The organism is Streptomyces sp. YGL11-2, assembly GCF_050054615.1.
Classification (GTDB): domain Bacteria; phylum Actinomycetota; class Actinomycetes; order Streptomycetales; family Streptomycetaceae; genus Streptomyces.
This window is the reverse complement of record NZ_JBNHIN010000036.1, coordinates 1-19,351: the sequence shown is the minus strand read 5'-3', so window position 1 is coordinate 19,351 and position 19,351 is coordinate 1. Positions and strand designations below refer to the sequence as shown.

Annotated in this window: 21 protein-coding genes and 4 pseudogenes; 11 read left to right on the top strand and 14 right to left on the bottom strand. The window is 69.2% G+C overall.

Annotation, left to right across the window (positions count from 1 at the left end):
• Positions 1 to 45: 45 nt before the first annotated feature.
• The 5 genes from ACO1BR_RS30900 to ACO1BR_RS30880 form a co-directional block, all read right to left on the bottom strand.
• Positions 46 to 207: a putative leader peptide gene (locus ACO1BR_RS30900; RefSeq protein WP_426798390.1), complete on the bottom strand. Its 162-nt coding sequence runs from the start codon at positions 205 to 207 to the stop codon at positions 46 to 48.
• Positions 208 to 674: 467 nt separating this feature from the next.
• A complete protein-coding gene (locus ACO1BR_RS30895) occupies positions 675 to 947 on the bottom strand; it encodes a hypothetical protein (protein WP_426798389.1) in 273 nt (90 codons plus the stop codon).
• 496 nt (positions 948 to 1,443) lie between these two features.
• Positions 1,444 to 1,893: a hypothetical protein gene (locus ACO1BR_RS30890; RefSeq protein ID WP_426798388.1), complete on the bottom strand. Its 450-nt coding sequence runs from the start codon at positions 1,891 to 1,893 to the stop codon at positions 1,444 to 1,446.
• On the bottom strand, positions 1,890 to 2,891 hold the full coding sequence (locus ACO1BR_RS30885; RefSeq protein ID WP_426798387.1) for a metallophosphoesterase family protein: 1,002 nt from the start codon (positions 2,889 to 2,891) through the stop codon (positions 1,890 to 1,892). Before ACO1BR_RS30885 ends, ACO1BR_RS30890 begins: the two co-directional genes overlap by 4 nt.
• Positions 2,891 to 3,184 (bottom strand): cupredoxin domain-containing protein, encoded by a 294-nt coding sequence (locus ACO1BR_RS30880; protein WP_426798386.1) that lies wholly within the window; start codon positions 3,182 to 3,184, stop codon positions 2,891 to 2,893. Before ACO1BR_RS30880 ends, ACO1BR_RS30885 begins: the two co-directional genes overlap by 1 nt.
• Positions 3,185 to 3,769: 585 nt before the next feature.
• Here ACO1BR_RS30880 and ACO1BR_RS30875 point away from each other — a divergent pair.
• The 7 genes and pseudogenes from ACO1BR_RS30875 to ACO1BR_RS30845 all read left to right on the top strand — a co-directional run.
• On the top strand, positions 3,770 to 4,561 hold the full coding sequence (locus ACO1BR_RS30875; RefSeq protein WP_426798385.1) for a sigma-70 family RNA polymerase sigma factor: 792 nt from the start codon (positions 3,770 to 3,772) through the stop codon (positions 4,559 to 4,561).
• A 25-nt stretch (positions 4,562 to 4,586) separates the two neighbouring features.
• Positions 4,587 to 5,375, top strand: a complete 789-nt coding sequence (locus ACO1BR_RS30870) for a zf-HC2 domain-containing protein (protein WP_426798384.1) — start codon at positions 4,587 to 4,589, stop codon at positions 5,373 to 5,375.
• 1,561 nt (positions 5,376 to 6,936) lie between these two features.
• Positions 6,937 to 7,365, top strand: a complete 429-nt coding sequence (locus ACO1BR_RS30865) for an ATP-binding protein (protein WP_426798383.1) — start codon at positions 6,937 to 6,939, stop codon at positions 7,363 to 7,365.
• Between the two features lie 287 nt (positions 7,366 to 7,652).
• Positions 7,653 to 8,069 carry a hypothetical protein gene (locus ACO1BR_RS30860; RefSeq protein ID WP_426798382.1) on the top strand — a complete coding sequence of 139 codons (417 nt, stop codon included), beginning with the start codon at positions 7,653 to 7,655 and terminating at the stop codon, positions 8,067 to 8,069.
• A 768-nt stretch (positions 8,070 to 8,837) separates the two neighbouring features.
• Entirely contained in the window at positions 8,838 to 9,119 is a 282-nt protein-coding gene (gene tatA / locus ACO1BR_RS30855; protein WP_426798381.1) for a Sec-independent protein translocase subunit TatA, read from the top strand.
• Between the two features lie 424 nt (positions 9,120 to 9,543).
• On the top strand, positions 9,544 to 10,446 hold the full coding sequence (gene tatC, locus ACO1BR_RS30850) for a twin-arginine translocase subunit TatC (protein WP_426798451.1): 903 nt from the start codon (positions 9,544 to 9,546) through the stop codon (positions 10,444 to 10,446).
• Positions 10,447 to 10,553: 107 nt separating this feature from the next.
• Positions 10,554 to 10,933: pseudogene (locus tag ACO1BR_RS30845) on the top strand (IS5/IS1182 family transposase); the annotation flags it as partial.
• Positions 10,934 to 10,963: 30 nt separating this feature from the next.
• Here ACO1BR_RS30845 and ACO1BR_RS30840 read toward each other — a convergent pair.
• From ACO1BR_RS30840 to ACO1BR_RS30810, 7 genes are all read right to left on the bottom strand, one after another.
• The gene (locus ACO1BR_RS30840) at positions 10,964 to 12,205 is read right to left on the bottom strand and encodes a M20 metallopeptidase family protein (protein WP_426798380.1); all 1,242 of its coding nucleotides are present in this window, start codon (positions 12,203 to 12,205) and stop codon (positions 10,964 to 10,966) included.
• 119 nt (positions 12,206 to 12,324) lie between these two features.
• Positions 12,325 to 13,314 carry an alpha/beta fold hydrolase gene (locus tag ACO1BR_RS30835; RefSeq protein ID WP_426798379.1) on the bottom strand — a complete coding sequence of 330 codons (990 nt, stop codon included), beginning with the start codon at positions 13,312 to 13,314 and terminating at the stop codon, positions 12,325 to 12,327.
• Entirely contained in the window at positions 13,295 to 13,981 is a 687-nt protein-coding gene (locus ACO1BR_RS30830; RefSeq protein WP_426798378.1) for a VC0807 family protein, read from the bottom strand. The genes ACO1BR_RS30835 and ACO1BR_RS30830 overlap by 20 nt, the downstream gene beginning before the upstream one ends.
• Positions 13,978 to 14,631 carry a TetR/AcrR family transcriptional regulator gene (locus ACO1BR_RS30825; RefSeq protein WP_426798377.1) on the bottom strand — a complete coding sequence of 218 codons (654 nt, stop codon included), beginning with the start codon at positions 14,629 to 14,631 and terminating at the stop codon, positions 13,978 to 13,980. Before ACO1BR_RS30825 ends, ACO1BR_RS30830 begins: the two co-directional genes overlap by 4 nt.
• A gap of 234 nt (positions 14,632 to 14,865) precedes the next feature.
• Positions 14,866 to 15,084: a DUF4291 family protein gene (locus tag ACO1BR_RS30820; RefSeq protein WP_426798450.1), complete on the bottom strand. Its 219-nt coding sequence runs from the start codon at positions 15,082 to 15,084 to the stop codon at positions 14,866 to 14,868.
• Positions 15,085 to 15,245: 161 nt separating this feature from the next.
• On the bottom strand, positions 15,246 to 15,419 hold the full coding sequence (locus ACO1BR_RS30815; RefSeq protein ID WP_426798455.1) for a hypothetical protein: 174 nt from the start codon (positions 15,417 to 15,419) through the stop codon (positions 15,246 to 15,248).
• Between the two features lie 119 nt (positions 15,420 to 15,538).
• A complete protein-coding gene (locus ACO1BR_RS30810; RefSeq protein WP_426798376.1) occupies positions 15,539 to 16,129 on the bottom strand; it encodes an RICIN domain-containing protein in 591 nt (196 codons plus the stop codon).
• Positions 16,130 to 16,417: 288 nt separating this feature from the next.
• On the opposite strand from ACO1BR_RS30810, the gene ACO1BR_RS30805 reads away from it, so the two are divergent.
• The 3 genes and pseudogenes from ACO1BR_RS30805 to ACO1BR_RS30795 all read left to right on the top strand — a co-directional run bounded on the left by ACO1BR_RS30805 (position 16,418) and on the right by ACO1BR_RS30795 (position 17,570).
• Positions 16,418 to 16,765: a hypothetical protein gene (locus ACO1BR_RS30805; RefSeq protein WP_426798375.1), complete on the top strand. Its 348-nt coding sequence runs from the start codon at positions 16,418 to 16,420 to the stop codon at positions 16,763 to 16,765.
• 111 nt (positions 16,766 to 16,876) lie between these two features.
• A pseudogene (locus ACO1BR_RS30800) lies at positions 16,877 to 17,095 on the top strand (hypothetical protein); the annotation flags it as partial.
• Between the two features lie 184 nt (positions 17,096 to 17,279).
• Positions 17,280 to 17,570 carry a hypothetical protein gene (locus tag ACO1BR_RS30795; RefSeq protein WP_426798454.1) on the top strand — a complete coding sequence of 97 codons (291 nt, stop codon included), beginning with the start codon at positions 17,280 to 17,282 and terminating at the stop codon, positions 17,568 to 17,570.
• 151 nt (positions 17,571 to 17,721) lie between these two features.
• On the opposite strand, the gene ACO1BR_RS30790 is transcribed toward ACO1BR_RS30795, so the two are convergent.
• A complete protein-coding gene (locus ACO1BR_RS30790; RefSeq protein WP_426798374.1) occupies positions 17,722 to 17,925 on the bottom strand; it encodes a cold-shock protein in 204 nt (67 codons plus the stop codon).
• 323 nt (positions 17,926 to 18,248) lie between these two features.
• Here ACO1BR_RS30790 and ACO1BR_RS30785 point away from each other — a divergent pair.
• A pseudogene (locus ACO1BR_RS30785) lies at positions 18,249 to 18,732 on the top strand (leucine zipper domain-containing protein); the annotation flags it as partial.
• Here ACO1BR_RS30785 and ACO1BR_RS30780 read toward each other — a convergent pair.
• A pseudogene (locus ACO1BR_RS30780) lies at positions 18,689 to 19,178 on the bottom strand (IS5 family transposase); the annotation flags it as partial. The pseudogenes ACO1BR_RS30785 and ACO1BR_RS30780 overlap by 44 nt on opposite strands.
• Positions 19,179 to 19,351: the final 173 nt, after the last annotated feature.

Genomic DNA, 19,351 nt, shown 5'->3' with positions numbered 1-19,351 from the left:
CACCGGAATCAGGGGTCGCTCAGGAGCTGACGCTGGTCGGCAGCTCTAGCAGCCAGCGGCACAGATGGCACTGGCCTGGCGTCGAAGATCGACGTGCAGGCGTGCGGTGAAGTTCTCCGAGAAGCTCACACTCGGGAGGCTGACAGCGAAAATCGGCCACGTCAATGTGGCGACGGCCCTCGTCTCACTTTCTGATTCTCCCGCCATGCGAACGCAGTATGTCGTTCACAATCGGAGCCGAACAGCGCGCAGCCGCCGAACAGTGGCGGACACGGCTGACGCCAGTGAACGCGCCGCGCCCACGCCACCGCACACACCACAGTGTGGAATCCGTACGGGGGGAGCCCGCCGACCCCTGCACTCCGAGCGACCGGCAGAGCCACTCGCCCCGGTGATCTGGGCGTGGTCCGCAGCCTCGGACACTGCCGGCCGTCCCCGGTCGCCCCGGCGACCATGCCATGCCCATGGTGCGGAACGGCGCGCAGCTCGGGCGGTGTTCGTTGACGGGCGGTGTGGGGCCGGGTTCGCGCCGACCTCGCCCTCGCCGAACTCGTCCTGGTGAGCTTGTGGTTGAGGGGTGGTATTTCCGCAGCCGCGGAAGCCGGTCAGTGCGGTGACCGCGAGCCGCTCGTCGCGCGGTTCTCGGGATTCAGGGGCATCAGGGCAGGTTCCGGTCAGCTCGGTCGGTGGTGGAGCAGGGCGGCCCGCAGCTCGTTCTCGGTGATCTGCTCAGTGGGGCGGTGGAACGTCCAGCGGTGGGCCTCGCCGTCCATGGGCAGCACTTTGACGACGGTCTCCAGCGATGGGAAACCGACGTCGCCACAGATGAGTTGGCGGATGATAACGGCAGTGTCGTCGTCCAGGCCGAGCAGGGTGCGTACGGCATCCCTCAGTTCGCGGAGGTGCGGGCTCGACCAGGCGGTTCCTGGGCGGGGTTCCAGGTACATGGGGATACTCCTTGGTTCCGGTATGAGGGGCGGGCGGCGCAGACAGCGCCGGTGGGGTCGGCGGTGTGTTCGGCGGCGAAGCCGATGTCGCAGGCGTTGCGACTGGCTCTCCTCTCGACGATGTCGGTGTCCGCGGGCGGGGTGTGCTGCAGCCGCGGCACGACTGCGGTGGCGGTGCCGGTCGGCGGGACGCAGACGGTGTGCCCCGCCGACCTGTCTGTTCGCGTACGGCGCCCACACCGCTGTCCGCCTGCGGCTCGCGCAGCGTGGTGGAAAGTGGTCGGCGGTCAGGCCCAGCGAGGGGGCTTCAGCAAGCGCCGGGGCGTGCCGTGCCTGGGCCGACACGAAATCCTGGCAACCGGTGAGCACCCGCATGATCGCCCTGCGCTGCCATGTCGTTCTGTCGTGGTAGCCCGTGCGGCGGTGTGTGGCTTTGCCGGTCCCACCGCACCCCGAGCCAGGACGCGGGCATCCCGAGCGGCTTCGTGGTGGTGGTTCAGTTGGGTGGTGTGCGGGTGGTGGCCCGGTTGGATGCCCTGACGGGCGGTTGGGCAGCACGGGGTTGTCTGGTCACGGTCACCTGCCAGATGGCCAGGAGCAGCAGCGTGCCCGTTTCGGCGAGGAGGCTGAGGACGGCTTGCGGCTCGGGCTGCAGACCGTGCTCGGTGAATCCGAACACGCCTACGGTACGCGAAGCGGTGAAGCCGCCGAGGGCGCCGAGCGCGACTCCTGCCGCGGCGGTCCGCAGCAGCAGGGGCGGCATACCAACCAGCAGCAGGGCGGCGAGAGCGAAGGAAGTGCTGGCCTGGAGCAGGAACAGGGGGCCGATAGTGCGGATGAAGCGGTACCCGTCGATGTAGAGCTGGGCGTGGATGTATCCGCCGGCAGCGAGGGTTGCGGCGGTCGCCGACCGCAGGGTGGGGGCGAGGAGTCTTCGGGTGTTCATGCCAGCCTCTGATCCTTGATGGCCAGTTCGCGGTCGCCCTGGCGGTAGCCGACGCTGCGGATGCCGAGTGCCTCTTTGAGCTGCCGGGCAGGGACGACCTGCGGGGCGGGGGCGGGGGCGCGGCCCGGTTTGGGCAGGGGGTAGGCGGTGGTGGTGGCGGAGTGGAAGGTGATGTTGCCCTCTGTCTTGGTGAACAGCTGGTGGACGTGCCCGTTGAGACAGGTGACGGAGGAGAAGCGGCGCAGGAGGGCGATGACCTTGAGGGCGTCGTCGGTGCTCCAGCCCCACTGCGGGTACATGGCGAACAGCGGGATGTGGCTGAAGACCACGATGGGGGTGTCCGACGACAGTCCGGCGATGTCCTTGCGAACGAAGTCGATCTGTTCGTTGCCGAGATGGCCGAGCTTCTCCAGACTCAGGGTGTTGACCAGGGCGATGAAGTGCACGCCGTGGGTGTCGAAGCTGTACCAGCCATCACCGAGCGTGCCCATGCCGAAGGTCCGCCGGTAGGCGCGGCCCGCATCGCCGATGGAGTCGTGCTCGCCCGGCACGGTGAAGATGCGGTCCGTCTTCAATCCGGCCATCAGCTGCTTGACCTGGTCGAACTGCCCAGCCGTGGACAGGTGGGTGAGGTCGCCGCTGTGCATGACGAAGTCCGGTCTGAACCCGAGCGAGTTGACCTGGTTGATCGCTTCGGTGAACGAGCCGACCACGTCCAGGTTCGCCGGGCCCCGGAATCCGATGTGGCTGTCGGAGACCTGCACGAACCGCAGCGCGCCCCTTCCGGCTGCAACGGCCCCGGCGGCGGCCCCGGCGTTGGTGTCCAGCGAGTCCGCGATGTGGCTGATCACCTCGCCACTGGCCACGGTCAGCACCACCGCGCCGCCGAACCACCCTGCATGCCGGAGGAGTTGACGCCGATTCATGCCGTATTCGGTATCGGGCCGACTGGTGTCTCCGGCCGATGCCCCGTCGTGACTGTCGTAGTAGTTGGTCATCAGGTCACCTCCACGGTGCCGGTCATGAACGGATGGATGGTGCAGAGGTAGGCGTAGGTGCCGGGCTTGGTGAACGTGTACGTGTAGGCGGCGTGGGTGGCCAGGGCGGCCGAACGCAACGGGCCGCCCGATCCGGCGCTGGTGACGGTGTGGGGGTCGGTGTCCTGATTGGTCCAGGTCACCGTCGTGCCCACTTTGACCTTCAGCGTGGCCGGGGAGAATGCGAAGTTCTTGATCGCCACGGCGTTCCCAGTCACCGGTGCGGCCGGTGCGCCCGTAGTCGAGGGACTCATGGGCATGCTCATGCTCGGCATCGGCGAGGCACCGGAAGCGGAGCCCGCCGTGTTCCCCGGCCCCGTGGCTCCGGGCATGCCTGCCGTCTGGTGCTGCCCCGGACCGGGCGTGATGGCGCCGGCTCCGGTGGACGAGGGATGCGACGACTGGCCGCATGAACTGAGAAGCCCCAGCGCGCCGGCAGTGGCGATGGCGGCGACGGCCAACCCGGACGCAGTCCGTGATCGACGGCCTGGTGTACGAAAGTTCAGGTACATGGTGTCCGTTCCTCACTGATCAGGCGGAGACGGGGAGTGTGCCGACTGGGCGCAGGCAACCGCCGGGATGTGGGTGGATGCCGTGTTCATGGGCGCGTGCCCCTCACGGACCCGGCGATCGAGCACCGGCCGAGGCCGCGCGGTGGCGCCGACTTCGATGCACGGGGGCGGGGTGAGTGTGGCCGGCGCCAGGAGCGCGTGCGTCGCGTGGTGTTTTTCGGTCACCTCTGGTCCGTCCTTTGTCGCACGGGGACTCGATGAGGAATTGCACCCAAGTCGGCTCTTGTCCGGCTCCACGGACGGCGGGGTTCCCACGGTTCGACAGATATGCACTTTTTGCGAGGTTCCTCGGTGTCGCCGCGGATCAGCCCGCCTCTCCTGGGGGCCGCGCATGCCTGCCCCTGGTGGTGCCGCAAGGCCCGGCAGGGACGCATCAACCGCGGCGCTCGCAGAGTGTCACCGGCACCGTGCCGTGCGTTACACGACAAAGCGGTACATGTGCGCGATGATCGTCTTATGCCCTGGAGTTCCCGAAAGCGTGGTCCAAGGACCGATCCGGATCGCTCCGCGCACCGTGTCTCTGGTAAAGGGACCCTTTCGACCGCAGACGAGGACCTGCTGCGCACTCTGTACGCGGAGCACGCAGGAGCCCTGTTCCACTACGTACTGCGACTGACCTCAGGAGATTGGCAATGGGCGGAGGATGTGGTGCAGGAAACCATGCTGCGAGCGTGGCAGCATCCCGCCGCGTTCGACCCGGCACGCGGCCCGGCTCGGGCATGGCTGTGTACGGTCGCCCGGCACCTGGTCATCGACGCCCACCGGGCCCGGCAGGCCAGGCCGGCCGAGGCCGGCGGCGAGGTGCTGGAGCGAGCCGCCGAGCAGAAAACCGGCGAGGACGAGATCGAGCAGGCACTGCAGAGCTGGGCGGTTGCCGACGCGGTCCGGTCGCTGTCCCCGGACCACCGCGCCGTCCTGCTGGAGACCTACTACCGTGGCCGGACCATGGTGGAGGCCGCGCAGGTGCTGGGCATCCCGCTGGGCACCGTGAAGTCGCGGACGTACTACGCCCTGCACGCCCTGCGGCTGGCGCTGCGGGAACGAGGGATCGAGCCATGACCGTGGTGGGCGGGAGGTGGCGACCATGAGTGCGGAGCACGACGCCCTCCGGCTGGCGCTGGGAGGGTACGTCCTGAGCACGCTGCCCTCGGCGGAAATGGAACGGGTGCGCGTCCACCTCGCGGAATGCGCCGAATGCCGGGCCGAGCACACCCAGCTCGCGGGATTGTCCACGCTTCTGGCGACGGTGACCGAAGCCGAGGCATCAGGCCAGCGGGTGCCGACGGCCGACGGGGACCTGGCCGACCGGCTGGTGGCACGGGCGGCCGAAGGCGCGCAGGGCTCCCTGCCCGAACGGCCCGCCGCGCCTGCGGTGTCGCGGGCGCCGGAGGGGGGTGTGCTGGAGAGGCTGCTCCAGCAGGCCGCGTCCCGGCGCCGCAGGACCTGGCGTCTGCAACTGGCCGGCGCTGCCGCCTCGCTGACGTTCATCGCGGCAGCGGCCGGCGGCACATGGCTGGCGACTGTCGGATCCGTGGGCAGTCAGGCGACGCCGCCTGGTCCGACCGCGCCGACTACCTGGCGCACGTTCTCCGGAAGCGATCCCGCCACCGGCGTCTCCGCCTCGGTGAAGGTCTCGCCCTCTGCCTGGGGCAGTGTCGTGCAGGTCTCCGCCAGGGGGGCACCCGCCGGAATCACCTGCCGACTGCAGGCGATCGGGCCCGGTGGAGCCAGGACGGACGTCGCTACCTGGCGGGCAGGCAAGTACCCTCCCGGCACCACGATCCCAGGAGCGGTTGCCATGTCCCCCGGAGCCATCGAGCACTTCGAGATCCACGCGGGCAACGGTCAGAAGCTGGTCACAATCCGGGCGTGAGGCGAGGCCAGGACGGTCGCGTCACCGGGCGGACTCGCCGCCCAGTGACGCGACCACAGCTGTCGGGTGTGAGCGCACGGCGGCACAAGAGGCCGAGAAGACGTAGCCACCGAAGGGTCGTGCCGCGGGCGGAGAGGGGGCCGGCCGGTCGACAAGAAGCGAGCCGCCTCAAGACCGGTGGACCAGGCTGTAGGAGCGCGCCGAGGGCCGCCCAGCCGATGGCCATCGAGAAGGCGTGTGCTCGTGGCGTCGACTGCACGGGCACGCTCGTGATCACCGTCGTCGACCGGTGCCACCACGCCGCACGGCTCCGGGATCGGCGAGATCGTCCGACGAGGGCCCCCGGCGGATGAGCGCGGCGGCGGCCTCGAAGGCCGACACCGGCACCTCTGCGGCCGAGGGGCTGATCGGCGCCACGCGCGCGACGGCGGCTGGTGGTCGAAGCGGCCGCCAGAGGCCGGGAAAGATCACCTCCGCGGCCGGGCGGATCAAGGTGAAGGCCGTCCGGGTGCACGACCGGCGGGTCGAGGGGCGGGGCAAGCGGTCATCCGGTCGATCCGGTCGATCCGGTCGATCCGGTCGATCCGGTCGATCCGGCCGATCCGGCCGATCCGGCCGATCCGGCCGATCCGGCCGCTGTGGTGTCACACATCCCCGGGGCCGGTCGGGTGCTGCGGCTGATTCTCCTGCCCGACCTGTCATCGGGGGATGTGTCGGCATCGGGGCAGTCCTGCGGCTCGGTCGTGGGGCTCTGACCGGCTCCCGGCACGCGGCTTCCGGCAGTGGCGGGCCGGCCACCCCGCGGCGGGCCCCCTCGGGTGCCGGCCGCGTACAGGGGTGGGCTCGGCTCTGTGGGGGCCGGCGGCAGGCACCTCAACCTCCGCGGGGAGGAGGCCGAAGCCGGCACCCTGGTCCTTCTCGCAGCGCGCCGACGGTTTCCGGGCCCTGGTCACCCTCACCCCCGGCTCCAACGAATCGGCCCCGTCATCAGCCGACTTGATGCGTGAGTGCGCCGACGGGGCGTGCACTCCCGGTCCGGGTGGCCGGTGGCGCCGCCCTGGTTTTTACGACAGCCCGGCCGAGGTGTTCCCCCTCCCCCGCGCGAGCAGCGGCATGCGGTTCACCGAACGGCCGGCGACCTCAACTCTCTTTCTCCTCCGAGGTCCGTGCAGCCCGGAGAAGAGGATCCAGGATGTCTGCACGCCGAGTGGCGCGACCAAGCCGAGGTGCGGGCAGGGACGTTCGTCCGGCTCTTCGGCGTGAGGTTCCCGCAAGGCCGTCCGGAAGACCACGGGCGAGGAGGCCGAACCGCCGGTGCCTGGTCCGGCCGAGTACGGCATCGAGCTCCGAGAGAGGCGAGTGGGTCCAGCCAGGCAGCCGGCATTGACCTGACTCACAAGAAGTCGCACAAAAGGGGCGAACAACTCGAACCGTTCGGCGTGCGTCGCCCGTGGAACTTAATGAGCGCGGCCATTCAGGACCCGCCTACCGGCCGCCCCCGAAGTTGTTGGCGGTGTCCCCCTTTCCGGCCTCCGCACATGCACAGAAGAGCCAGAAGACCATGTTTGTGACCGATTTCCCCAGCCCGAGTTCGCTGCTCGGCAGGCCCTGCCGCCACGAGGCGCTGCTCACCCTGCCCGCGCAGGAGGCGCACGTCTCCGCCGCTCGTCACTTCGCGGCCGATCTGCTGGAGACCTGGAGTGTCCCTGCGAGCGAGCGGGACTCCGCCGTTCTCATCGTCGACGAACTCGCCGCCAACGCCGCGCGGTACGGCCACGAGCGCATGACCCTGCTGCTCGTCCTCGACGACGGCACTCTGCACATTGTGGTCACCGACTCCGGCACGACCGTGGAACACCATCGCCCCGACATCGCCCCCGACGAACACGGCCGCGGCACCGGCATCGTCCAGTACCTCGCCCAGTCGACCGAGGTCCACCAGACACGCAGCGGCCGCGAGGTCCGCGCCTGCCTGAGGTGCTCGCCATGACCGGGCCGGACGTTCGGCACGAGCTGCGACCCCCTGCCGGGGCCGGCACCGCGGCACAGCGACGGGTCACCGGGGGCGGCTGCGGCGCCGGGTCAGCCGACGACCCGCCGAGTGGGCCTTCGCGACCCACACGCCGTGCCCCATCGACGACTGCCCGATCCCGGCCCCAGATGCCCATGCGGTCCGCGGCACACCCATCGGCCGCTGATCACGGCGACCCCGACCACGACACGGTGCTGCGTCAACGCTGCGGCGCCAGCCCCCTACGTACCGGCGGAGGTGTGAACGTGAACGTCACCCCGAACAGCGGCGAGGGCATCAGCGCCCCACCCCCGCACGAGGCGTACGCGCATGCGCCAGACCTGCGCCGCGAGATACACCAAGTGCTCGCTCTCGGAGCCGAACGCGACGGCCGCCAGGCCAGGCCCGTCATCGTCCCCCCGGTCGATGCGACAGCCGCCGAACGCACCTGGCGGCTACGCCGGGCCGCCCTCATGGACCGGATGGCCCTGGACGACCCCGGCCCCGGCCCGGTCGCAGCCGCCGCAGAAACCGCCGAACGACTCGTCCTGCACGACCGCCGCCATCCCGACCTGGTGGCCGGCCCGCACCGCCCCGACGCGATCACGCTCGCCCCCAGCCGCCGCCTCTACGTCCGCCAGGAGTACGCCGCCTGGACGGCCGCCGGGCGCCCCGGGACCTGAATCGACCCCGACCCGACAGGAAGAAGGAGACATGACCCGCAACGACATCGACACCCGGCACGCCCCCGCAGCCGCCGGCCGACTCCCCTCGCCTCGCCTTCCACGCCCGACAGCCACGCGTGAACATCGCGCCGGTCGGCGACAGGAACGGTCACCCCAGGGACAGCCGATGAACGCACCGTGGCCGAACGCGAAATCCCCTCGACTGTTCCAGGTGCCCGAACGTGGTTGCTCCCAGGGGCAGCGACTCGGCCTCCATCCGGCCCAAACGCCCCCGCACACTCCGCGTGCCGGGCAGCCGGCGCAGGTGGCCATGCAGGTCTCGGGCGGCGAACTGCGCCTTGCCGTACGCCCGTTGCCGGTCGAGCTCCCCGCGGTTGCGGCGGCGACGGGCGACGAATTCACCTGCCCGGCTTGGCCGGACGGCGCCGTGGGAATCTCCCGATGGCGCGGGCGGCGGACACCGGTGAGACCGCCGTGCCCAGTCCGCCGGGAAACCTCCTCCCAGGCGCCCGCGCACGAGACCGCGGGTGCGGACACCGGCCTGCCCGGCCACCTCCTGCGGATCCCCTTCTGCCACGACGAGTGCCGGCCGTCCGTCGGTGCAGAGCCCGGTCGGGTCGTCGACCTTCCGGAAGGCCCGGTCGTGGGCGGGACGCTTCTTTGGGCAGCCGCCGAGGCTCTGCGCGCGCCAGGAGAGCGATGGGGGCATGCTTGCGGCGGCAGGACACGATGCGCCGCGGGCGCTCCCGCTTGGGTGGTGCGACGATGATCCGCGGTGCGCTGGAGCCCTGGCACCTGCTGGTCCTGGTCGCGGTGGTGGTTTTGATCTTCGGCTCGAAGAAACTGCCCGACACGGCCCGGGCGCTGGGTAAGTCCATGCGGATCCTCAAGAGCGAGACCAAGGCCATGAGGGACGACGGCGCCTCAAACGAGCCACGCCCCGAGCCCGAGCCTGCACCGGGATCGCGGACGATCTCGGGCGCTCCCGGAGGTACCGCCACCGCCCGCACCGCGCCCCCGGACAGCACAACCAGCAACTGTGACTGAGCCCGGTCCTGCGCGCCCCTGGCTCATCCCCACACGAGACGCTGCCCGAAGCCTCCCCGGCCGGCTCACCTCTCGCGCTGTCGGGCCGCCCGCTTCGTTGTCTGCGGTATCGGCCGGTCTTGGCCGGAGCAGCGCTGTTTCCCGGCCCGAGCGCGGCGCGTGGACGGTCTGAGGATCTTCGTAAGCCGCCCGCCCTCGGGCCGGGCAGGGCAGATCAGCTCACGGTGAGTGGTGTCCACCTGGACCAACTGCCTCCTGGGCGCGCTACCGGCCGCAACCGGCGCCGTGGCCAGCTCGCGCCCCACGGAGCGATGGAGACGATCAAGTACTGACGCAGGGCCGGTGGTTTCCGGTCCGCCGCACGAGATGAGGACGTGGCGTGCCCCAGTCAGCCCGCAGCACGGAGAAGGGTTCCGAGAGGCGGATGCCGCTCGCGGAGCACCTTCGTGAGCTCCGCAACCGGCTCGCCAAGGCCGTCCTTGCCGTCCTGGTCGTCACGATCGCCGCGGCCTTCTCCTACAAGGGCATCGTGAACTTCTTCACCAGGCCGGTGCTGGACTCGGTCGGCTGCCCGACGTCCTTCGCCGATCTGGCCAAGCAGACCGCGGACACCACCTGCGCGCGGATCACGATCAGCGGTCTGCTCGCGCCCTTCACCCTGGCGCTGAAGGTGTCCCTGATGACTGGCGTCGTGCTGGCCTCGCCGGTATGGCTGTACCAGCTGTGGGCGTTCGTTGCCCCCGGCCTGCACAAGCACGAGCGGAAATACGCCTACGCGTTCGTCGGCGCGGGCGTCCCGCTGTTCTTCGGCGGCGCCTTCTTCGCCTACAAGGTGCTGCCCACGACCGCGAAGGTGTTGATCGGCTTCACTCCGCACGGGGTGGACAACCTGCTGCCGCTGGACGATCTGCTCGACCTCGTCACCCGCATGGTGCTCGTCTTTGGTCTCTCCTTCGAGATGCCGCTGCTGCTGGTGATGCTGAACCTCACCGGAGTGCTGTCCGGCCGGCGGATGCTCGGCTGGTGGCGCGGCATGGTCATGGGGATCACGGTCTTTTCGGCCGTGGCGACGCCGAGCACGGACCCGCTGACCATGCTGGCGCTGGCCGCGCCGATCTGGGTGTTCTATTTCGCCGCCGTTGTCTTTTCGCTTCTCAACGACCAGCGCAAGGCCCGAAGAGAGGCAGAGGGACCCGGCGACGACGAGATCTCCGACCTCGACCTCACGCCGCAGGACATAGGCGAAGTGGAACCGGTGTCCGCCAGCCATGCCCTGCCCGCGCAGCCGGACGCCGACGCCGACCGCGCCGACGGTGAGACGACATGACCTGAGGGGCCTTCAGTAGGGTCGGGGACTGGCGCGGTGGCCTGTGAGGGCTCTCGCACAGCAGCACTTCCGGAAGCCGCCCTCCAACCAACTCCCTTTCGTGTTCAGGACACAAGACCAGCAGGATTCACCTCGCCGCCGACCGGAAGCTCCGACCACTGTCGTTCGCCCTGACCGCCGTGCAGGCCGCAGACAGCCCCCCGTTCATCCCCGTGCTGAAGAAGATCCGCGTCCGTCTGCCGGTCAGCCGGGCCCGCACCCGGCCGGGCGCGGTCGCCGCACACTACGCGTACTCGTCCCGCACCAACCGCTCCCACCTGTGCAAACGCCGCATCAAGGCGGCCATCCCGGAGAAGCATGACCAGGCCGCGAACGGCAAGAAGAAGGGCAGCCGGGCGGTCATCCGGTCACTTTCAACGCCGAGCCTTACCGCGAGCGCAACACCGGCGAGCGACTGATCAACCGGCTGAAGGACTGGCGCGGCATCAGAAGGGCATCCACTGGGGCAGACGCCCACTCACGGCCGTCGGCTGACCGACCTCGGCAAACCTCGCCAGCCAAAGCACCGTACAGACGTGGGATTCAAGCTGTGTTCCGTGAGCTGCGGACTGTGGGTCCGCTCCGCGATCCAGCCTGCCATCGTTCGTACGCCGAAGCCGATGGCACGCTCGTCCGGGGAGAAGTCGGGGTAGTGCGGGTAGCTGGCTGTGATGGGTGCGCTGGGGGCACGGACGCCGAGGAAGGTGAACGTGCCAGGGACGCGGTCCAAGTAGAGGGCGAAGTCCTCACCGCTGAAAGGTGGGAAGGCGGCGTGGAGCACGGCAACCGCGTCCCGGCCCAGTATGCGGCGCAGGCGGTGGGAGAGCACGCGGGCGTCGCCTTCTGGGCAGACCATGGCGGGGAACGGCTCGGCGGGGAAACTCACCCCGGCCCCCGTATATGGCGCGACCAATCGGCGGATGTGCTCGCGTACCTCCGTGTACCGCTCCTGCGGCCAGCAGCGGTAGGACACGCTCACCTTGGCCTCCTGCGCCCTGGCCCGGACGGCCACGAACCGAGCCAGCGGCCCGTTGGGCGTTTGGGCATCGGCGACGATCCGCTCAACGTCCGCGGACGTCCGCGGCGGCATCACCGTGGCGAGCGCGCTGATCTCGGCAGCCAGTCGCCGCGCAGCATCGGGCGCGTCCGGCCCCGGGAGGGTCACCTCCGCCTCGTCCAGGCCCGGCATCCCGTAGCCCGGGGTCACAGCGAACTGGCCGACGGGGAACGGCCCGCAGTGCAGCGCGTGGATCTCCTCAACGCAGGTGCGCTCCAGCACGCCCGCGTCCATCAGTGCGCGGGCCCCGGACAACGTCTCCTCAGCAGGCTGGAAGAGGAACACCACCGTTCCACTCAGGTGCCTGCGCAGCCGCACCAGGACCTTCGCGACGCCAACGGCCACCGCGGTGTGGATGTCATGCCCGCAGACGTGGGCCGGCGCCGAGCCGCCCCCAACGATGTCCTTGGGCGGCACCGCGTCCATGTCCGCCCGATACGCGACGGTCCGGCCCGGACGTGCGCCACGCAGCACACCGACGACGCCATGGCCGCCCACCCCGGTAGTGACGGACAGCCCGGCGGCTCGCAGCTCTCGGGCCACCACACCGGCGGTGCGCTCCTCCTGCCCCGGCATCTCGGGGTGCCGGTGGATGTCCCGGCGCAGCTCGATCAGCCCGCGCTTCAGGCGTGCCACCTCGGCGTCCACCGCTCCTTGCTCCACCGGCGCCCTCCACCCTCTGGCGACGGCTCTGCCCGCAGATCCCCACACCATTTCCGCACCGGCTGCCGCCGTGCCGGCCAGCAGCGCACGGCGCGCGAGAGCGTGCTCCGTGAGACGCTTCACCGTTCCCCCTCGTGATCCGTCGGGCGGCCTTCCGGAGCGTGGCCAGGAAGGTCAGCTCTCGGCACTGCGTATCGTGCCGTTGAAGTCGGCGAGAACCACGGGGGTTCCGTTGGCGTCCCGGCAGCCGTCGTCCCGGCCGACAGGCCCCGGACGAACCCGGCGATCAGCTTCGCGACTGCTTCCGGGGCCTCCAGGGTCATGGGGTGGCTGGCGTCGATCTGGGTGACGGTGATATTCGGCCGGTTGCGGGAGAGTTCGGCCAGTTCTGCGGAGAGCCCCCGTGCGAAGCGGGTGGAGAGGTCGTCGAACCATTCCGTCGTGGGCGGCGGTTGCAGTCGGCCGGCCTGTACCAACAGGAGCGGGCACGTCATCCCTTCCAGCCAGGCAGTGACACCGAGCGCGCCGAGCCTGTCGAGTTCGCCGTACATCTCCAGCGCCGCCGTACACTCCGGCAGTGTCTGCCACCGGCCGTCGGGAAGCGGACGTACGGCCGCGCGGGCTGCGGCCTCCGCACGGTCGGAGGGGATTCCGTACCGGGCGGCGTGGGCAACTTGCTCCTCGATGTAGCCGGGTGGCGCGGCGGCTCCGGCGGAACGCCGCAGCAGTTCCCCCACCCGCTCGGCACCGGGGTACTCGCCGGGCCTGCCCCACCAGAAGCAGTCGAGGTTCACGGCGGCGCGGGCACTGTCCTCGTACGCCCGCGCGTACTCGATCGCGACCATCCCGCCGAGGGAATGACCCACCACAACAGTCTCCGGCACGCCATGTGCGTCCAGCGTGTCCGCGATGTGCCGTACCACGGTGGGAATGGTCCAGGGCGAGATATCGGTGGAGCGGCCGTGTCCGGGGAGGTCGACGGCGAGGACGCGATGACTTGCGGTGAGTGCCGCCGCCGAGGCGTCCCAGTCGGCGAGCGACCGCCCGGAACCGTGCAGCAGAACAAGCGGCGGGCCGTCGCCCCCATGGTCACGAACATTCAGCGGCATCTTGTCTCCGTCCCCCGCGCCGACCGCTTCCCGCGGTCAGACGCCAAAGGCCCGCCAGCCGGTAGTAGACACCGTTCAGCAACTGCAGCAATACCATCGTGACCGGCCAGAGCAGCCCGCCCAGTCCGGGCACGACGTTGACCGGCAGTGTGTACGCCATCACGACCCGCGCCGCAGCGTCGGCGAGCAGGGCGATGCCCCAGATCACCGTGGAGACCCGCCAGATGCGTCGGAAGACCGGTTCGTTGTGCCACAGCGTCTCCCACGGCGTCCCATCGGACCGGAACCGCCCTTCCAGCAGCGGGCGCGCCCCCAGATAGGCCAGGGGCCGGTTCGCCCACACCGATCCCAGGAAGCACAGACCGGCCACGGCCGTCACCCAACCGTCCCTGGCCAGCATGAACCGCGTGTCCCCGCTGATCAGCGAGGCCACTGCCCCCAGCAGCATCACTCCTCCCACGAACGCCGCTATCCCCTCCAGGCGGCGGTCCCGTAACCAGCACACCGCTGTGGTCGCCAGGGGCAGCACCGAGCTGGCCAACATCGCCGCGAACGTACTCGCGCCCACTGCGCGCAGCCCGTAGAACAGAGCGATGGGTGCGGCCACGTCCCATACCAGTTGGAGCAGCAGACGCCGGTTGCCGGGACGGCCGCTGGCGGTGGTCACGGCTCCTGCCTGGTGGCGAGGTGGGCCAGTGTGGTCAGTTCACGGACGCACTGGGTCAGGGTCAGGCGCGGCGGACGCGCCATGCGCACGATCGCCGCGTCGATCGCGGACTTGAGGGTGAGCGCCATCAGCCCCGTGTCGAACTGGCGGAATTCTCCGCTCTCTTGCCCCGCACGCAAGATCGGCTCCAGTGCTTCGACGTTGGCTCGTGACGAGGTCTCCAGGCCGTAGCGCAACGTGCCCTCCGGGTCTCTGGCGTTCATGCAGATCTCGTACATCGCCCGCACCGAGGAGGGGTTGTGAGCTGCCCACTCCACCTGCGCCTCGATCCGAGTCGTGAGCGCACCGATCGCCGTTGTCTCGCCCGCGACGCGTTGCGAGATCGTCCGGTGAGCGTGCAGCCCGATCTCTTCCAGGACGGCGTCCATCAACTCCCCCTTGGTGCCGAAGTGGTAGGAGATCAAGCGGGTGCTGGAGATCCCCGCCCGCTGTCTGATCCGTGCGAACGTCGTCTGCCCGTAGCCACTTTCGGCCAGCGTCTCGATGGCCGCCGCCACGATCTGCGCCCGCCGTGCGCTCGCGGCAAACGACCGCTCGGGGGCTCCGGCGGAAGACGTGACCGGCTCGTTCACTCCGCCTGTTACTTCCATGAGTAATTTATTCCTCAGACGAGTAACACCCAAACCTGGCGGGAGCAAGGACGCGGTAGACAGTCCTGTTGTGCCGTATGGACGGCGCTCCGGGCACGGACGCCGGCGCACCGTCGACCGGGGATGCGCCAGCGGCCGCGGTGACCGACGGCGAGTGCTGTACCGCAAGGCCCATCTTGATCACCAGAGTTGAGACCAACACCGGGGACTGGCGGCTCCCTCACCCGTGGGCCGTCATCTCCTCGGAGAACGGCGGTTTTCCAGTTGCCGTGGGAGTGGGTAGGCGCGCTCTGCGGGGAACACTCGCTCAGCCTTGGCGGCACGCCCGGTTTGTATCAGTGCCGCGGCCTTGCCAACCTGAGGCGTGAGGTCGGTGAGACCGACGACCCAGTCGTCGCTGAACGCGGGGACCAGGTCACGGCCGATGCCGACCTGAATGCTGTAGTGGTTCAGTGCTGCGCCCGGCCGTCGTGATGGCGACCGGGCGCAGACGCCGCTCCGGCCGCGTCCGAGGACATTCCGCTGTCCCCCGTCGACTACTCCTTGGCGGAGCCGGGGCGCCGGCGCCTTCCCGTGGCGCGGCGGGGCGTGATGCTGGCGGCGTCGGGCCTGCCTCAGCCGAGCCCGGCCAGTTCGGCGATCGTTCCGCCGAGCACCCGATCGCGTACCTCGCCCGGACTGGTGACCCGCTCCACCATTGCGCGGGTGAGGACCGGGTCGCCGTAGGGGGCATCCGAGCCGAACACAGTCCGGTCCGGGATCTCCTGGATGGCTAGCCGAACCGCCAAGATGATGTCGGTCGACGTGGCAGGGCATCCGCGTGCTGAGGCTACCTACCTCGGGTCGCCTGCGCGGACGGGCTAGTTAGACGCCGAGTGGAGGACGGATCAAGGCGGCTCACGACCGATCAGGCGTGTCGCGGCAGGAAGTTCTGATCGGACGCGCCATTGCAGCTCCACTGGACGAGCGGGGCGCGGTTGGCAGTGCTTCCGCCCTGGATGCTCAGACACTCGCGACTGTGCTGGGGAATCAGTCTCTTGTTTGCGCCGATGAACGCCTGATCCAGCGATCCATTGCAGTTCCACTGGATCACGGGGGTTCCTTTGCGCTTGCTCCCTCCCTTGACGCTCATACAGCGACCGCTGTGCCGAGCCTGCAACTGGAAGCCGGTTTTCGAAGTCGAGGCAATCCATTGCTGGTTGTACTGCCCGACACACGTGTACTGGTTGACGGCAGCGCCGTTGCTGCTGCTGTACCCGTCGACGGTCAGGCACTTCCCGCTGTGCTCATTGACGATGTAGTTGTACCCAGCGCCTGCCGGCACGAGCTTGAGTCCACCGCTTAACAGCATGGTCGAGGAAGTCACCGCGGTGGATGTGGCCGTGCGGGCTGGCTGCGTGCCGTGTGCCGCCTGGGCCGGCACGGTCAGGCCCGCCACTGCCAGCCCTGTGAAGGCCGTGGTGGCTGTGATTGCGGTGATGCGCTTGCGGACGTTCATGAGGGGTTCCCTTCGTCGGCGGCGCTGTGCGGTCCTCCCGATGCGCCGTGGCGTGCACAGAACAGGATGCACGGGAAACGACAGGGGCGGGGCGGTTCACGCGTACAGACGCCGAGTACGGGCAATTCCCAGGTTCAAACGGGCGGTCGGCAACAGCGTCGGTGGCCGGCCAGAACCGCACCGACCAGCACGCCCCGCGGTCTCGGTCGCGGAAGTAGCTGCTGCTGATCACCGCCTGCGGGGCGTGGGCTAGCGTGAGTTGACTGCAGCGGCTGAGTGGGGGGTGAGATGGGCGACGACGGGCACCGGGATGATGCATTTTGGGCGATCACCGTGCTCGAACCGATCCTGGTTCACGAGCCGGATCCGAATGCGACGGCGATCAACAGCGCCGTGATGGACGACGCGACCATCCCCGTCAATTCCCATGTCGAAGGCCCCCGAGTTGAGGCTCTGCAGTGTCCGCACTGCGGCGCAGATCGAGGGTGGACTGCGTTTGGCCACTGGACGGATCCGGTGCGGCTGGTCTGCCCCGCCGGACACGCATGGACCCCATGGGAGGACGATCCGGCCCGAGGCCGCTTGCTGATGCAGGAACTCATCCTTGCGAGCGGCATCGAGGAATTCCTCGGCTGAGGCGTCACGCACCAGCAGTGGACGTGCGCATACGCAAGCCGTTGTGACGGACGGCGACCTCAGCCGCATCGAACCGTCACCGATCAAGCGACACGCTAGAGACTGGCGCCGATGTCCACACTCCCGACGGCTTCCGAAAAAATCAGGGATCGGGCAGAGACGATGGCTTTCGAGACGGCCTACGAGCGGTACTACGGCCAGCTCGTACAGACGATCCGCCGTCAAGCCACTGCCCTCGGGCTGTCCGACCAGGCCGTCGACATCGAGGCCCTCGTTCAGGACACCTTCGAGCAAGCCCTGCACGTCTGGGACACCATCAGGATCCCCCGCGCCTGGCTCTACACCGTGGCCCGGCGCCGGATCGCAGTGCGACTTCAACGAGATCGCCGAGCAGCTCGGATGCTGCCCGGCGACCGCCCGCGTTCACGCCTACGCCGCCCGCAAATACATCCCCACTGCCCCGACCATTCGATACCACGCACGCGGCACCAACACCCCCCGGATCCCTGCCGGCTTGGTCCTGGTCCTGGTCCTGGCCCTGCTCATGGTCGGGTGTGCGCTCGTGGCGGGCTTCCTCATCGGCTGGCCATGGGCGCTGGCCGGGGTCGCAGGCGCGCTGACCGTCCCGCTGGTCGGCCAAGCAACGAGAGCCTGGCGTGACAAGCTCCGGCTGGTACGCCAAACAGCCAGAGCCTGGCGTCTCAAGCGTCGGACGAAGCGCTACGTCTCGCAGGTCCGTACACCTCGGCGTGGTACCCGCCGCTGGCTGCCCTTCGCCCAGGGCATGGAAGAATCCCGCGACTGACGGCACGTCGCTCTAGGCTGCGCCCGGTGGCTCGTGTGACGACGATCCGCCCGATGGGGCGCCTGATCCCTGACTGGCCCAGGAGGGTCCCTGGAGCACGGCTATGGCAAGACGCCCCGAACCGTTTGGTTCGGGGTGCCGAGGCATTCGGTCAGGCCGGGGTGACGTTCTCCGCCTGCGGGCCCTTCGGGCCCTGGGTAACGTCGAAGCTCACCTGCTGGTTCTCCTCCAGGGACCGGAAGCCGCCGGCGTTGATGGCGGAGTAGTGGACGAAGACGTCGGGGCCGCCGCCGTCCTGGGCGATGAATCCGAAGCCCTTTTCGGCGTTGAACCACTTCACGGTGCCGCTTGCCATGTTGTCCCCTTGTCCAGGGTTGGGGGGCGCTGGCTTGTCAGTGCCCCTGGGTGAGGTGATCGCCCTGGTCCTCGGGCACTGCTGCACAGAACGACGCCCGCGGCGCGAACCGCGGGCGTTGAGACTCCGGAACCACGACTACTAGTGAGGAAGTTAGCCGATCCGGAGTCGCCTGGCTACCGGGTGCAACAGATCTGGAGAGCACCGTCGGACAGGCTCTGGCTGTATTGATCACGAACGTTGTTAACGCCGGCCGGGCTTGAACATGGCGAAGACCTCCGGTGTGGTGGCGCTGTCCAGGAACGCACCGCACGGAGGTCTTCGTGTCGCACCGTAATGCCCGGCTGACGGTCTTCGGCAGGCGACTGCTCGTCGAGCGTGTCCATTCCGGACGCCCCATCGCCCATGTCGCGGCCGAGATGGGCGTATCCCGCACCACGGCACACAAACGGGTGCGCCGGTGGAGGCACAAGGGAGCAGCCGGGCTGGCCGACCGTTCCAGCCGCCCCCGCAGGTCGCCGCACAAGACCGCGGCCGTCACCGAGGGATGTGTCTGCCGCCTACGGCAGGACCGCAAGCTCGGCCCAGCACGCATCGGCCCGATCCTGGGCCTGCCCACCTCCGACCGTGCACCGCATCCTGGCCCGCCACGGCCTGAACCGCCTGTCCTTCCTGGACCGGCCCACCGGAGAAGTCATCCGCCGCCACGAACCGGACCGGCCCGGCGAACTGATCCACGGAGACGTCAAGAAACTCGGCCGCATCCCCGACGATGGCGGCCACAAGAAGCTGCCGAGCGGATCGGCGGTATGCCTGTGACCAGCGGGATCAGAGCCTGGCTGTCGTGCAGGTTCGCCCCCGAGATTCCGACAGACAGCGGCAGACCGGTCCGCTCGGTGATCAGGTGGATCTTCGACCCGTACTTACCCCGGTCCACAGGATTCGGACCCGTCAGTTCCCTCTTTTCAGCGTCCTCACGTTCACCGAGTCGATCGCGCAGCGCGACCAGTCCAGCTCCCCGCGGGAACCCAGCTCGTCGAGCACCAGACGGTGGAGCTTCGCCCACACCCGGGCCTTCGACCACTCGGCAAAACGGCGATGAGCTGTCGCCCTCGACGGACCGAACGAAGCCGACGGCAACTGCTGCCACGTGCAGCCCGACGTGGCTACGAACACGATCGCCGCAAGCACTTCCCGGTCACCGCGCCGACGCCGGCCACCCCCTGAGGACGCGACGGCGCCTCCGGCACCATCCGCTGGAACAGCTCCCACAACTCTTCCGGCACCGACCGCTCAACGATCCCCACCACGAACGACACCCTACCGAGACGCCCCAATGAGATGACGTCTTAGTGGGCGGTTCGTGAGCCTTTGAGTCGTTCTGTGGTCGCCTGATGGTGTGGGGTGGGGGCGAATTCCGCGGGTT